This is a genomic window from Planococcus antarcticus DSM 14505, from assembly GCF_001687565.2.
Classification (GTDB): domain Bacteria; phylum Bacillota; class Bacilli; order Bacillales_A; family Planococcaceae; genus Planococcus; species Planococcus antarcticus.
The window spans coordinates 3,653,760-3,668,871 of the sequence record NZ_CP016534.2; the positions used below are offsets into that span (position 1 = coordinate 3,653,760).

The window sequence follows — 15,112 nt, forward strand, 5'->3', positions numbered from 1 at the left end:
ACCCCTTTCAATTTCTATTACTCAAACACCCATTTTTGTTTTCACACCAATATAGGTCCCATCGCCTTTGCCCTGAAAAATATCGACCAGTTTTTCGCTGCCTGTACCGGAACCGATAAATACCTGAACGCCGAGAGCCAATGCTGTACGAGCCGCTTCAACTTTGGATTTCATACCGCCAGTTCCGACATCAGAGCCGGCAGAAGATGTGGCTTCTACTAAATGATCAGGAATTTCTCGAAGATAGAGATATTTTTGAGCCTGAGGATTGGTTCTTGGATTGTCTCGGTATATCCCATTGATATCTGTTAAAATCATTAGGAAATCTGCGTGGACAAGTCCACTGACTAACGCCGATAGCATATCATTGTCTCCAAACGTCAGCTCTTTCACAGAAACCGAATCATTTTCATTGATGATCGGCATGACGTTTCGTTCTAATAACTTTGAAATCGTATCATTGGCATTTTTATAAAGATCTTTTGTCAATAAAAGCTGTGCCGCTACAATACTGTGTTTTCTGCATTCATCTGCATAGGCCTGCAGCAACAGGCTTTGGCCTACCGCAGCGGCTGACTGCTTGTCAACCACCGTATCCGGACGTGATAAATAGCCCATGCTTGTGCATCCTGCAGCAACTGCTCCAGATGATATCAATATTACTTCGTGCCCATCTTGCTTTAAGCGAGCTAGTGCATCCACGTGCTCACGCAACTTTTCGATTGACAGTTTGCCACGTTCATCTGTCAATGAGCTGCTGCCTATCTTCACAACAATTCTCTTCTTCTCCACGTGCAGTCACCACCCGATTTTAATAAATAAAAAAAATTCTTCCATTTCATCTAAAAGCGGAAGAACCTTGTCTCCGTGACTTTATTTTATTAGCGTATTTCACCGAATTTGTTTAGTAGAGTTATTATGCACTATTTTGTATTTTAAGTCAATCTAACAAAGCGTTTTTCCTTTATAAAAGTGTTAAAGTATTTATTTTATACGATATATATGTATATTTATCCACGCTAATGAGATTTTCAAATGCACGTTCCCTATGTATCGGTACTTCGATCAGATACCGACGGAATAACAGTTCAACTTATTCTATATAAAAAGAAAGTTAACTTATGTTGAAAATGTCAGTCTATCACAACTACTTTACTCCGCAAACAGAACTTTAGACGGAAGAGCATCCGCAAATTTAAAACAAAAAAGCATGGATCCATAAGTCCATGCTTGTCTCTTGGCTTATTTAGAACCCGCGCTCCATGTTATTTCCCAGCTAAAAGCTTTGGCCATGTCGCGGTGTCCAGCAAAATACTCGACCACTTTTTTGACGCTTAAGGTCTGATTTTTGCATTTTCAATCAGTGTAATGGCACACATCCTTTTGCCTTTACGATGTTCATCCAAACGGACTTCGAGATCAGGTCCGTTTTTTTGCTTTAATGTGACGACTCCGTCCACTTTTCCTTCTGCATCCACCAGCAGTGCTACTGCATCCAAATCAATCGATGAATCCGTTTGGCTAACATCCCAGCCCAGGCCAATTTTCAATTGCTTTAAATCGGGATGCGCTTTCATTGAATCCACTTTTTGTCCTTTAACCAATACACCCATTCATTTCCCTCCTTGAATGCTAGATTATTTAATTTAACTATATCGTGAAATTTCCTATTTCCACTCTATTCTGTGTTTTCACAAAAACAATCCCGCAAGGTTCTGCCCTGCGGGATTGTTGTATTTATTATAGCGGGCGGTAATCTGCCTGCAGCTGCTTTAAGCTTCTGTATTTCAGGATTTGGGCTACATACCAGAGCAGTACTACTAAAGTAATGCATGCTCCGATAATGGCGGACACCTGATAATCCATATTCAAGCCTTCCGGTGCATAGAAGATATACATCGATACAACTGCTGTCATGAAGATGGCGGGCACTCCAGCCACCCAGTGGAACTTGAAGTTCTGCAACAGATAGACGGCAGCTGTCCAAAGCATAAATGTCGCCACCAGCTGATTGGTCCAGCCAACGTATCTCCAAAGAAACGTGTAGTCGATCGTTGCCATATAGAAAGTTGGAATCGCTAGTGGAATCGTCACTAGAAGAATTTTTACTTTGCCTTGCATGTTGACAAACTTCGCAAGGATGTCCGTCAAAATCATCCGTGACGAGCGAAGCGCCGTATCACCAGTTGTAATCGGTAAGATGATGACACCAAAAATGGCTAGCAACCCACCCATACCCCCAAGCAGGGTAATCGAGATTTCATTAACAACGCCTGATGGGCCTCCAGCAGCAAGTGCCGCGCCCAATCCATCTGTACCGTTGAAGAAAGTCATGCCGGCTGCTGCCCAGATCAAAGCGATGACACCTTCAATGATCATGGCTCCGTAAAAAATCTTGCGACCATCTGTTTCTTTCTTCATGGTCCTTGCAATGATTGGGCTCTGCGTGCAATGGAAACCGGAAATCGCTCCACATGAGATGGTCACCATCAATAATGGCCAAATCGGCAATCCACCCGGATGCAGGTTAGTAAAAGTGAGGTTTGGCATTGGTTTTCCGGAGAAGACCAATGCAACTGCTACTGCAATCGCCATGAACAATAAAATGCCACCTAATAGGGGGTAAATACGGCCAATCACTTTATTGATTGGCAAAATAGTCGCTAGGATAAAATAAAATAAAATAATAATCAAAGCAGTCATAAAGTTAAGCGGCGTAATTTGCGCAATCAATTGGGCAGGACCCGCAGTAAATGCGGCCGTTACCAATAGCATCAACACTAAAGAAAGACCGTTAATAAATACTTTGGCGTGTTGACCAAGATACTTTCCTACTAAAGTTGGAAATTGGGCACCTCCATGGCGCATCGACATAACGCCTGAAAAGTAATCATGCACCCCACCAGCAAAAATACTGCCAACGACGATCCAGACAAAAGCAACTGGCCCGTATAGTGCTCCGGCAACTGCTCCATATATCGGGCCAAGACCCGCGATATTCAATAATTGAATCAAATTTCCTTTCCACCAGCTCATCGGCACGAAGTCCAATGTATCTGTTTTGGAATAAGCCGGAGTTGGTGTGTTGTCATCGACTCCAAAAACACGTTCAATGAATTTCGAATAAAATACATATCCTAAAACAAGTAAGACAAGGGCAGCAAAAAAGGTGATCATATGGCGGTTCCTCCTGATGTCGTGTTACAAGCATAAATTATGATAACACGTTTATTCAATATATAAACATAATATTTAGAAAAAAACAAATATATTGTAAAATACCTATGGTAAACATATATGCATGAGAACTACTGATTTCATAGACCTATATAGGAATTTTTTCACATACTTAGAATAGTATTTACAAACAAAATCGATTAAAAATATTATACTTTAATCGATTTTTGACCTTTTAAAAAAGCGCACAGGAAAAATTTCTCCTGTACGCTTTTGACCTTATTCAAATTCTTGCTTTCCGAATGCCCTGTATCGCGTCGACAGCCGAAGAAATAATCACGATTACCACCACGCTGCCAATCAGCCAATTGAGAGCGGATAATCCACCGAACACATCTTCGAGTCCTTGGCGGAATGCCTGATTGATCAAGTTGGAATTGGTGAAAATCAGCACAAAAATCAGTACGGAAGTAAGTTGGACAAAGGTGTTGAACAGCGCCAATTTATTGGTCCATTGCAAGGCCCGCCATTGATAGACAGCCAATGTGATTTCCATTACCACGACCAGGATGATCAAAGGCCAATAGGAAACCAGCACTTCCTGATTAAAAATCGGCGTCGTAAATTCCAGTCCGCCCCGCTGTCCTTCCTGGTAAATCCCGAGCAGCTTATCCGCATTAAAGTAAACGGTCGTCCAAATTGCTGCCCAAATTAAACTGCCGAATATTTGGCTCTTTGGAATTTTTTTCTCTTTCGAGACATGCGGCCGCTCTTGAGACTCCCTCAGGTCATCCGGTGTCCATTCTTCAAAATTCAGTGCGAGCGGCCTTTGTGATTTTGAATGTTCAGCCCGCTCAACTACCGCCAGCACCAGCGTCAGCCAAAACACTGCCTGAATCACCGTATTGATGATTCCTGAGATGATTCCGCCCATTAAATCCCCGATAATGACGAAGACCGGCTCTTCTCCTGCTCCTGACACAATCGTCACAATCAGAACAATGATGGTGGTCACCGTAATGGCGATCGGGAGAATGAGCTTCAACAACTGAAGGTATAGATCATAGTACCGTGGGCCTATCAAATGCATCGGCCGGTCGGCATAGCCGCTTGCCAGAACAGCAGGATGCCCCAGTTCAGAAAGAATGTTTTTAGCGTCCTGTTCGGAATAATCCTCCGGCAGCATCGCTCCAATCTTTGACCGCAACTCCAGCTCTACTTCATGGCGTTTTTTCTCGGGAAGCCTCTTCTTTACTTCCTCGATGTACAGTTCAATCAGTTTCATAGTAAACATTCCCTTCTACTAAATGGCTATAGCTGCTTTGTTGTTCTCTTTAGCCGTCTGTAAACTGAACTTCACTCTGCGCGGTTGATTCCATTCTTTTCTTGCTATTGTATTATCATACACCCTAGCTTTTATTTAAAAACACCATTTACCTTAAAATTCAGATGATTTATTTCTGGTCAACTTAACGACACTCCGTGAGCCGATTCTTTAGAAACAAAAAAAGCAGGCTCATGTCAATGAGCCTGCCGAGCTTTTGCTGCTGGTTATTCGAAGCGCTTGTTGAATGTCAATGCTTCTGCTATTTTATCTTCCTGGCTGTCATAGACATCGCTTGTAGTGATTGTCACCCAATCAAAGCTGCCATCTTTGACAATAAATCCGATATTGCCCCGCTTGGTTTCACCGGCGGCAAGTTCACCGTTCAATTCTTCCAGGTAAATATCATCTTCCCAAATCTTCAGTTCCTTTGCAGCTGTTTCCAATAAAGCCACTGGCGCAAAATGCAGCGGTTCATCCGAAGTATTGGTGATTTCTACGAACATTTTTACGACTCTAAATTCCTGCTCATGCGTATAGGAATGGAAAAAATCAATCAAGCTGTAATCAGGCTGCAATTGAAGGATTTTTGATTCCGCTACAGTCAGGTCAACCGGCCCCACGTCATAGGTTTCCTTGTCCATGTTCACCGCTTTTACTGTAACTTCCCCTTTTTCATCCCGCTTGTTTTGCCCAACTTCCTGCAGCATGCGGTCATCCGTTACTTGAGGACTTAGGACATAGTCTTCGTAATACGCTGGAATATCATTTTGCCCCGTGGCAGCCGAAGCCACCACTGTTGAATCTGCCTGTTCCGTACACCCCCCAAGCAAGAACGCGGAGAGCGTCAATAAATAAACGGCCTTTTTCATGTCAGTTCCTCATTTCACTGCTGTTTTATGATGCCTTACTTATCGTTGATTTCAACTTTCGCTTTCAATAAATCAAAGATGATTTTTGCGTGGTCGGTGTTGTCCAGCTGCCCTGCGAATTTATCGCTTGCTGGACCGTATGCATAAACAGGAACATCTTCCCCTGTATGGCCACCGGTTGTCCAGCCGGTATGCGAACGTTTATCGAAAATCTTTTCGATGGAATTGTCGATAGCTGTATACTTGCCATCCGCTCCCGCCTTTTTCACGGCACCAATTTCTTCAGCTGTTAGGTCAAGGTCGATATACTCGCTTAAGATTTCTTCCACGCCAGCGCCGCCAACGATTTGTTCAGCCATGAAATCCGGGGTGCGTTTTGCCGCTTTGATCGGCTCTCCGAACCAGTTATAAATGCCGTCCGCTCCGATAGAAAAGCCCCCCGTCGAATGGTCAGCCGTTGCAACGACTAACGTATTGCCGTCTTCTTCAGCAAATTTGATCGCTGCCTGGAAGGCTTTGTCATAGTCTTCCATTTCGCTCATCGCAGCCACAATGTCGTTGTCATGCCCTGCCCAGTCAACCTGGCTTCCTTCTACCATAAGGAAAAAGCCTTCTTCATCTTCTGACAACCGGTCGATGGCCGATTCCGTCATCTCTGCCAATGATGGCGTGCTATCGTCACGATCGATCATTTTCGGAAGACCCGCCGGTGCAAACAATCCAAGCACTTGCTCGTCATCGTTGTCTAATAACTCATTTCGGTCTGTAATATAGCTGTAGCCGTCTTCTTGAAACTCCTCCGTAAGGTCACGGTCCTTCCGGTCGAACAAATCGACTCCTCCGCCCAGGAGAACATCAACTTTGTGTTCACCATTAATCAATTCGTCGTAATAATCATCCTCAATGGCGTTCATGTTCTTGCGAGCAATGTCATGAGCTCCGAATGATGCCGGTGTCGCATGTGTGATTTCAGATGTTGCAACGAGTCCTGTCGCTTTGCCTTTTTCTTTGGCTGCTTCAAGGACTGTTTTCACTTCACTTTCGTCGTTATCGACAGCGATTGCATTGTTATAGGTTTTAATGCCAGCAGCCATGGCTGTGGCTGCTGAAGCAGAATCTGTGATGTTTTGTTCTGGATCTTCCGGGTAAGTTGATTGTTGTCCGACCAAGTACGAATCGAAAGACATGTCTTCAACTAACTTAGTCGAAGCCTCGTCCTGCAAGTATCGGTAAGCGGAGGTATAAGACGTTCCGACACCGTCACCAATCAGGAAAATAACGTTCTGTACTTTGTCTTTTTTGCCGCTTTTGCCTTGGCTATGCTCAGGTGCTTTTCCCTGGTTGCCGCCTGGAGCCTGCGCTTCGGCTGCTAATGAAAAAGAGCTGATGCCTGTCAGCGCCACTGCGGAAGCTAAAGCAATCGGAAGTGCTTTCACTTTCAACTTTTTATGTATCATTTTTTTCCCTCCAGTCAGTTGATGAACAAACTCAGTATAGGGTTTGATTGTTAAGCGCTGACGAGGGATTTGTTTAGCTTTTGCAAACTGTAAAAAATAGGTATTTTAACGCAATACAAAAAGCCCAGAACATTTTCTGAGCTTTAGATTATTTGACAGTCGATACAGTAGAGTTTTTTGCCAGCAACAGATAGGCCAGTAGTGCGATCAAGCACATAAAGAAGATGATCAGTCCCATGGGAACTGCTGTATTTTCTCCGGCAATTCCCACTAAGGGTGCAGTCGCGGCTCCGAGGATAAAAGGGAGCAGCCCTAGCAATGCGGAGGCGCTTCCTGCCACATGCCCCTGGCTTTCCATCGCAAGAGTAAAGGCGGCCGTACCCACTACACCAATCGACGTGATGAAAAAGAAGATAGGGATAACAACCGTCCATAAAGGACCCTCCAGAAGAATCACCGCCAATAAAACGCCTCCTGCACTTGTCGCCGTATAAAGGGCCGTTTCCAAAAACCGCTTTTCCGACCAGATATATGAAAAACGGCCGACAGCGTAACTGCCGATAATCAGTCCGATGCCATTCATTCCGAACAGAAGGCTGAATGCCTGGGGTGACGCCCCGTAGATGTTCTGGTAGATGAAAGGAGTCCCCGATACATAAGCAAAAACACCGCCGATCAGAAAGCCTTGGGCCAACGCATAACCGGTAAACTGGCGGTTCTTCAAAATCCCCGCAAAATTACTAAAGGTCGACTTCAAGTTGCTTGAAACGCGTTTTTCAGGCGGCAAGCTTTCCTTTAGTCGAAAAGCAGAAACTAGCAGTAGGATAATCCCAAGCAGGGTCAGCACCAGGAAAATCCCTCTCCAGTCTGCAAACAGTAAAACTCCGCTGCCGACAGAAGGAGCGAGTAACGGCACCAGATTGTTCACGACCATCAATAAGGCAAATAATCTTGTCAATTCTGCTCCGTTGCTGACATCTCGCACTATTGCCCGGGAAATAACCAGCCCACCAGAAGCCGCAAAGCCCTGCACAAAACGCAGCAGAACGAATATGTAGATGTTTGGAGCAAATATACAAGCCACTGATGCCAAGACATAGCCAACCAGGGAAATCAGCAGCGGCTTTCGTCTTCCCTGCACATCACTGAGTGCACCAGTGATCAATTGGCCGACTGCGAGTCCGAGCAAACAAGCGGTCAAACTCAATTGAACTGAAGTGGCATTTGTTTCATAGACGTCCGCAAGAATTGGAAAAGCCGGTAAATACATATCAATCGTAAACGGAATCAACGAAGTCAAAGCACCCATCAGCAAAATAAAATGGACACGTTTTAAGCCAGTCAAACTTTCCAATACTTCACACCTTCTTTTCTTTCATAGAAATAAACAATATGAGGTGAACTAAAATCAGCTTTCTCAAGCCTGAAAAAATCGCTACAGGGTGAAGCTTTCCGCTCTTCCTTCTAAAGATTGTCCAGCTGCGCGACCCGTATCCTATGGAAGCGCAAGAAGAGTTGGCTTACGGAATATCCACAGCGCAATACCTACTAAATTAATTAGTTCAACATACATGATTCATCCAAGATTCGATTTCCTGCTTGTAGTAAAATTGCCGTTTTCTAACGTAACATAAAAATCCCTTTCTTTCTTTAAATATGTTCTCTTTTATCGTTTTTTTAATCTGACATTCCACAAGACAGCTAAAAACCCGCAACTAACGGCTTATCCTTTAGAATAAGCTGATAGTTGCGGGCTCAAGCAATACAATTAGTCGAGCTGGTTTTACTTTATTTCCACAGTCCAGCCAAGTGTATCTTCGATTTTCCCTGTTTGGATCCCTGTGATGGTATCGTATAGTTTTTGCGACAATTCACCGATTTCATGGTTATTAATGATCATCTTCTTGCCTTGCCAGTTCAGCTCACCCACTGGGGAAATGACTGCGGCTGTGCCGGTGCCAAATACTTCTTCGACTTGTCCAGCTTCATAAGCTTCGTACAATTCGGCAATAGAAACGCGCTTTTCAGTTACCGTAACTCCCCATGTGCCAAGCAATTCAATGATGGACGTACGCGTAATGCCTTTTAAGATACTGCCATTCAGCTCAGGCGTTATCACTTCGCCATTGATTTTGAAAAAGATATTCATGCTGCCAACTTCTTCAATGTATTTCTTTTCGACGCCGTCCAGCCACAAGACATCCGCATTGCCTTCTTTTTTGGCATTGGCTTGCGCCTGATAGCCCGATGAATAGTTTCCAGCTGTTTTGGCCATACCGGTTCCACCTTTTACCGCGCGAGTAAATTTATCTTCCACATGGATAACAACCGGCTGAAGACCTCCTGGGAAATAAGAGCCTACCGGTGACAGGATGACCATGTATTTATAAGTTTGAGACGGTCCAACTGCAAGATTGGCGTCTGTTGAAATAATGTAAGGACGGATATACAGCGAAGTTCCAGGTGTTTTTGGAACCCACTCTTTTTCAAGTTTAATCAATTGCGTCAAATGCTCCAAAGCCTGTTGTTCATCAATTGGTGGAATGCTCAAGCGCTCACTTGAAAGATTCAGGCGCTCAAAGTTCTTTTCCGGGCGGAACAATAAGATGCGTCCGTCCTCAGTGTGATAGGCTTTCATGCCTTCAAAGACTGTTTGGCCGTAATGGAAAATCATCGCCGCTGGGTCTAAGGTAATCGGACCGTAGGGAACGATTTTTGGATCATACCAGCCTTTTTCTATTTCGTATTCCAGGACGTACATATAATCTGTAAAAGTAGTCCCGAATGGTACTTGGTCTTTCGCCGGCTTTTCTTTTTTGCTGGTATTCTCAACAACCTCAAGCTGATATGTAGTCATCGTCAGGACTCCTTTTTGTAAAAAATGATTTAAATTATCAGTTATGTGAATAATTATACACGTTCCTTCTGTCCTTTAACAGCTTCTCCGGCTCTAATTTTGAAATTGCGATAAAAGACCCGTTCTTTTTCAAAAACAAAAAGACCATTCAGCGAATGATCTCGATAAAGTGAGCAAGAATTTTAGCGGTCAGGCCCCATATAACTTTGTCTTCGTAAATATAGAAATATTCATCAACCTGACGCGTTCGCCAATTGTAATTTTCCCCTCCGGCTATCAAATCATAAGGAAAGCTTTCCTCCGGCTGGATATCGAAATTGATGCGATATACTTTTGGCTCTTTTTCCAGAAAAAAGGACAACGGCACTGTAAAGATGCTGTCTACTTCCGGAGGGTTCGGAACGAACAAAGCGCTTGAATCGATAACACCGGCAAACGTATAAACAATCATGCCGAATGGCGACACGATGTAGTCCAGCGGGAAAATATCCGAGATTTCGGCTCTTTCTATCCCTAATTCTTCAATTGTTTCCCGGACCGCGGTGTCTTCTTCTGTCTGGTCCTGAAAATCAATTTTTCCTCCAGGAAAACAAATTTCTCCTGGCTGGTTTCTTAAATCATAAGAGCGAACTTCAAAGAGGACGTGAATTTCTCCATTTTTTTCAATAAGGGGCAATAGAATTGCATATTTTGAAAAATCCTTGTTTCCCAATACATCAGGAACACGATTTTTCACTTTTTCCAGCATGTTTTTCGGATCCATATCAACACCTCATCTCTTTCATTCATTTTACCAAATCCTGCGTAATAATACCTTTACGGAGAAGGTCATTTACGGATTGATGAATGGGAGAGCAGCTTACATTGTCAAGATTTCTCGCATATCCTCTACAGTCATCGCTTTCAGCGGTTCTTCTCCCGACTGAATGACATCATCGATCAGATTCTTCTTTTTCATCTGCAGCTCATTGATTTTTTCTTCGATGGTGCCTTTGGCGACGAGCCGAATTACCTGAACTTCTTTTTTCTGGCCCATGCGATGGGCACGGTCAGCGGCTTGCTGCTCGACAGCCGGATTCCACCAAAGATCGTACAGAACAACCGTGTCGGCTCCTGTCAAATTCAAACCAGTCCCGCCAGCTTTTAAGGAAATCAAAAACAAATCCCTTTCTCCTTCATTGAAGCGATGACACAGGCCTACCCGTTCCATCGGTGGCGTCTGGCCATCCAGATAAAAGTAAGGCACTCCTTCTTTTGCCAATCGATGGCCGATGATACCGAGCATTTGGGTGAATTGCGAAAACACCAGCACGCGCCGGCCAGACAGTCGGGATTCCTTTATAAGTTCCATCAGCTGATCAAACTTAGCGGATCCACCCTCATAGCCTTCCACGAACAATGCAGGATGGCAGCATAATTGGCGCAGCCTAGTTAGCCCTGCCAAAATCCTGATGCGGTTTTTCTGGAAGCTGTCTTTGTTCAAATGCTTGAACGCGTCCTGCTTTAATTCAGCTAAGTAAGCCGCGTATAATTTCTTCTGCTCTTTCTGCAGCTCTGAAAAATGGATGGATTCTACTTTGTCCGGTAGCTCGGTCAATACATCCTTCTTAATGCGGCGCAGGATGAAAGGTCGGACCCGCTTCTTGATGCTGTCGCGTCTCATTTCACTGAAAAGTCTGCGATTCGGCAGCAGCTCTGGAAACACCACATTGAAAATCGACCATAATTCATCCAACGAGTTTTCGATTGGCGTGCCGGTAAGCGCGAATCGGTGATCTGCCTGAATTTTTCTGACCGCTTTCGCTGTTTGAGTGACCGGATTCTTGAATGCCTGTGCCTCGTCCAAGAACAGGCTATGGAAGCTTTGGTTCCGGTACAATACCTGGTCCATACGCAAGGATGGATAGGAAGTGATGACCACATCCAAACCTTGTGTTTTTTGAATCAATGAAGCTCTTTGTGTTTTAGTACCATCAATGATTTGGGTTTTAACGCTTGGCGCAAACTTTACCAGCTCGTTCAGCCAGTTATAGACGAGCGATGAAGGGGCGACCACCAGCACAGGCTGCTGCTGTTTGCGGATGTCTGGTAGCACGGAAACGATATAGGCAATGCTTTGCAGGGTTTTGCCGAGCCCCATGTCGTCAGCTAAAATACCGCCGAATTTATACTTTGCCAATAATTTGAGCCAGCGGAAACCGGCTTCCTGGTAATCGCGCAGCACACCGTTCAAACTTTCCGGTATATCCGTAGCCAACTCTTCCGGTTGACTCAAGTTTTGCAGCAAATGAGCAAAACTGGCACCCGGATCGAGCAGCTGTCCATCATCCAATGAAGCCGCCAAATGCAGTCCGTGGATCAGCGGCACGCGGATTTCCTCCCGGCCGAAATTAGCTGCAGTAATATCCATTTCACGCAGAAAATCGTTTAAATCCATGAATTCAGCCGTTTCCAGGGACATTAACGTACCGTTAGGGATTCGGTAATAAGGACGCTTTTCCTCCAATGCTGTCAAAATCTTTTTGATTTCCGCTTCCGGAATGTCCTGAAGGTCAAAGCGGAACTCCAGCCAATCGGTGCGCTCGCTAATTTCAACTTTCACTTTCGGACCGCCGTAGTTTTTTTGAACACGCAGTTTGACGGCAGTCGTCGCATAAATTTGCATCAACTCTTCTAGCTCAGGAGTAACATGATACAAAAAATGATATTCCGATTCTTCGTCCTGCATATAGAAACCACCATCGGTCTGTGTAAAGGCGCTGTCTTTCAAGATTCGCAGGATATCCTGCTCTTGCTCACGCTGTCTGCGGATGCCCGGATAATGACGGAATTCGCCTTCCGGCTCTTCGCATGGATTGATGACCAAATGGCCATAATGAAATTCCACCCCGGCCAGCAGCCGGTGTTTAATGCGGTCAAGGTACAGCTTGGCGCGAAGAGGTGTTTCCACCAGCCGTTCTGCTACCGCTTCAGCGATGTGCACTTTTCCTAAACGCTCCAGCCCCGGTACGACCGTAGCCATGAAATGATCCATTTCATCTGCCGAAATGAGCAGCTGATCAATAGAACCTGGCAGCAATTTTTTCAGTTCCGCCAGTCGCCTTGTATCTTCTTCAGTTAAATGGACCAAGGCACCCTCAGCAACTGCCATTTCGTACGCTTTCAGAACCAGCACTCTCTCCAACCCTTCAACATCCAGTCGAAATCCACCGGAACGGTTCTCGTTAAAGTGAAAAGACAGCGGCAATTCTTTGATGGTGCGAATGCCTTCTGTAATCTGGCCCACATCGACGAGGTTAACGTTAGGAGCGGCTTGCAATAATGGCAGCAACTGCTCCCAGTCCGAGACCGCAAGCACTAATTGATCTGTTTCTTCTTCTCTTCCACTTCCTGTAATTCGAGTTTTCACCAAGTAATTAAGGATCTTTTCGTTCTCTTCTTGCAAGCGATGATCTTGCGGCGAATAATGACAGCCAACTGATTCGCTATAGGATTCCTCTGTCCTCACCGCCTTCAGAAAATCACTAATATTTCCGACAGGTTCTAGTTCCTGAGTGCCCGCAGCGATCCGGAGACCAAACACATAACCCGTTCCGTCTAACAAAACCGGCAGGCAGCTGAACTCCACATGAAGCGTTTTCCTTTTGTCAAAATACTGTCCGCTCCCTTTTGTTCCTCTTGTTTGCTGCGCAAATAAATCCAACATCTTCATCGTAGGATTTTCACGCTGCTGCATGTCATCAATCGCCAGCAGAACACCTGCAATGTGTTGGCAATGGGTCTTCACGAAACCGACCGGTGGACAGCTACAAGAAGCTAGGATTTCTCCTTCTTGTCGCTGCTCGATGCTGACGTGAAATTCGCTGCGCCCTGTGACAATAGCTTTAATAAGGAGGTCATCACTCGGATCCGGAGTCAGCTGAATTTTGCCAGCCTGAATAAAAGCACGGCCTTTTTTATAAGCAACCTGCCCGCATAGTTTTTTTATTTTTGTTTCATTAATTGAAAAGATCATAAGGCCAGTTCCTTCCTGAGATGTCTGAATCCTGGAGACAGTGCGGCAATTCTTTCAGTTCTTTCATTATCTCTGACTGGGTGGCGCTAATCAACTTCTTCACTTCGTCATAGATGATGACTAAAAAAAATCCCCTCAACAAAAAGTTGAGGGGATTTTCAACTGTAAAAAGCTGATTATATATCGAAACTACCCGGAGCGAATTCTTTGAATCAACCTATATTACTTGCCGGAGTCTCCTGAATCTCTGGAATCTGTCTTTTTATCGCTTCAATGGCTTCTTCCAGGTTTTGGACCTGAAGTACCTTTTTTTGCGTGTCCGGGTATTGGAGGCCGGTGTGCTTGTAGCGGGAATCGTAATAATGCTCCAACAACAAGCGCACTGCAGAGTCAAATTCGCCAGCTTCCAGATCTGATTCGATTTTTTTTGAAATATCCTGTGGCATCCGTGTTTTAATCCGTTGGAAGGCTGCTATACATTCGGCCTGATATTCCACGGGACGGTAGTCCTCAATAATCTCTTTAATTCTTTCTTCCATCGGCATATCGATAAAGAGCTGGACGCTTTTGGCCTTCAGTTCCGTCACCCAATTCGGGATGACAACTTTGCCAATCCGTGCACTTTCGGCTTCAAACAGCACGAATGGCGACTTTTTAAGTTCTCGGAATTGCTGAACAAAAAGTGAGTCGAATTTTTTTTGGTTATTTGGCTCAACACCGATATGCCCAAAAATCGAACCTTTGTGATTGGCCAGCCCCTCTAAATCGATTACGGGATAGCCTTGTTTTTCCAACGCTTTTAAAATTCTCGTTTTGCCAGTACCGGTCAACCCGTTCAGAACATACGCTTTAAAAGGGGCTTCCGGTTGTTCGAGCTGATTGATGACCCATCTCCGGTATTCACGGATGCCACCTTCCAGCCGATTGACGTGAACATCCATCAGCGACAAAAGCGTAGCTGTTGTTCGGCTGCGCATGCCACCACGCCAACAAAATACGGTTTTACTGCCTTCAATCTCTTTAAACTGCTGAACAAATTCCGGCAGCTTAGCGGATATGATTTCAAGACCGCGCACTTTAGCCGCTTCCACACTTTCTTGCTTATAAAGTGTACCGATTTCTGCCCGTTCCGCATCATTGAAAAAAGGGATATTAATGCTTCCGGGTATTGAGAAATTCTTATATTCCGATGGCGATCTGACATCAATCAACACCATTTTTTTCTTTTCACTTAAAGGAATCAATTCTTTTACTGCAATATTGCTGAACATCCATTTTCCTCCAAACACGCACTTGTTTTGACCATTCTCTAAGTATACACCCATCGGGAACGCTTTTCGTTTTTGAGTGCTTTTCCAGAACAAACACGCGGTTCCATCAGTTTTACCAATAAAAGACATGTTACTAAAT

General features: G+C 44.6%; 11 protein-coding genes. All 11 read right to left on the minus strand.

The window, feature by feature from the left end:
• Positions 1-21: 21 nt before the first annotated feature.
• The gene (gene proB, locus BBH88_RS17950; protein WP_006830615.1) at positions 22-792 is read right to left on the minus strand and encodes a glutamate 5-kinase; all 771 of its coding nucleotides are present in this window, start codon (positions 790-792) and stop codon (positions 22-24) included.
• 542 nt (positions 793-1,334) lie between these two features.
• Complete coding sequence (locus tag BBH88_RS17955) at positions 1,335-1,613, minus strand: TerD family protein (protein ID WP_006830614.1); 279 nt, start codon at positions 1,611-1,613, stop codon at positions 1,335-1,337.
• A 127-nt stretch (positions 1,614-1,740) separates the two neighbouring features.
• Entirely contained in the window at positions 1,741-3,177 is a 1,437-nt protein-coding gene (locus tag BBH88_RS17960; protein WP_065536372.1) for a carbon starvation CstA family protein, read from the minus strand.
• A gap of 283 nt (positions 3,178-3,460) precedes the next feature.
• Entirely contained in the window at positions 3,461-4,462 is a 1,002-nt protein-coding gene (locus tag BBH88_RS17965; RefSeq protein ID WP_006830612.1) for a hypothetical protein, read from the minus strand.
• Positions 4,463-4,728: 266 nt separating this feature from the next.
• Positions 4,729-5,373 (minus strand): hypothetical protein, encoded by a 645-nt coding sequence (locus BBH88_RS17970; RefSeq protein ID WP_006830611.1) that lies wholly within the window; start codon positions 5,371-5,373, stop codon positions 4,729-4,731.
• A gap of 35 nt (positions 5,374-5,408) precedes the next feature.
• Complete coding sequence (locus BBH88_RS17975; RefSeq protein WP_065536371.1) at positions 5,409-6,830, minus strand: alkaline phosphatase; 1,422 nt, start codon at positions 6,828-6,830, stop codon at positions 5,409-5,411.
• A gap of 148 nt (positions 6,831-6,978) precedes the next feature.
• Positions 6,979-8,184, minus strand: a complete 1,206-nt coding sequence (locus tag BBH88_RS17980) for a multidrug effflux MFS transporter (RefSeq protein WP_065536370.1) — start codon at positions 8,182-8,184, stop codon at positions 6,979-6,981.
• Between the two features lie 429 nt (positions 8,185-8,613).
• A complete protein-coding gene (locus tag BBH88_RS17985; RefSeq protein ID WP_006830608.1) occupies positions 8,614-9,687 on the minus strand; it encodes a branched-chain amino acid aminotransferase in 1,074 nt (357 codons plus the stop codon).
• Between the two features lie 148 nt (positions 9,688-9,835).
• Positions 9,836-10,450, minus strand: coding sequence for an NUDIX hydrolase (locus BBH88_RS17990; RefSeq protein WP_006830607.1), 615 nt, complete (start codon positions 10,448-10,450; stop codon positions 9,836-9,838).
• A gap of 96 nt (positions 10,451-10,546) precedes the next feature.
• On the minus strand, positions 10,547-13,702 hold the full coding sequence (locus tag BBH88_RS17995) for a DEAD/DEAH box helicase (protein WP_065536369.1): 3,156 nt from the start codon (positions 13,700-13,702) through the stop codon (positions 10,547-10,549).
• A gap of 212 nt (positions 13,703-13,914) precedes the next feature.
• The gene (gene mnmH / locus BBH88_RS18000) at positions 13,915-14,973 is read right to left on the minus strand and encodes a tRNA 2-selenouridine(34) synthase MnmH (RefSeq protein ID WP_065536368.1); all 1,059 of its coding nucleotides are present in this window, start codon (positions 14,971-14,973) and stop codon (positions 13,915-13,917) included.
• Positions 14,974-15,112 lie beyond the last annotated feature (139 nt).

Excerpts from the sequence above, each read along its gene's own strand:
- BBH88_RS17990 (WP_006830607.1), bottom strand. The coding sequence starts at position 10,450 with ATGGATCCGAAAAACATGCTGGAAAAAGTGAAAAATCGTGTTCCTGAT.
- BBH88_RS17960 (WP_065536372.1), bottom strand. The coding sequence starts at position 3,177 with ATGATCACCTTTTTTGCTGCCCTTGTCTTACTTGTTTTAGGATATGTA.
- BBH88_RS17970 (WP_006830611.1), bottom strand. The coding sequence starts at position 5,373 with ATGAAAAAGGCCGTTTATTTATTGACGCTCTCCGCGTTCTTGCTTGGG.
- BBH88_RS17965 (WP_006830612.1), bottom strand. The coding sequence starts at position 4,462 with ATGAAACTGATTGAACTGTACATCGAGGAAGTAAAGAAGAGGCTTCCC.
- BBH88_RS17955 (WP_006830614.1), bottom strand. The coding sequence starts at position 1,613 with ATGGGTGTATTGGTTAAAGGACAAAAAGTGGATTCAATGAAAGCGCAT.
- mnmH (WP_065536368.1), bottom strand. The coding sequence starts at position 14,973 with ATGTTCAGCAATATTGCAGTAAAAGAATTGATTCCTTTAAGTGAAAAG.
- BBH88_RS17985 (WP_006830608.1), bottom strand. The coding sequence starts at position 9,687 with ATGACTACATATCAGCTTGAGGTTGTTGAGAATACCAGCAAAAAAGAA.
- BBH88_RS17995 (WP_065536369.1), bottom strand. The coding sequence starts at position 13,702 with ATGATCTTTTCAATTAATGAAACAAAAATAAAAAAACTATGCGGGCAG.
- BBH88_RS17975 (WP_065536371.1), bottom strand. The coding sequence starts at position 6,830 with ATGATACATAAAAAGTTGAAAGTGAAAGCACTTCCGATTGCTTTAGCT.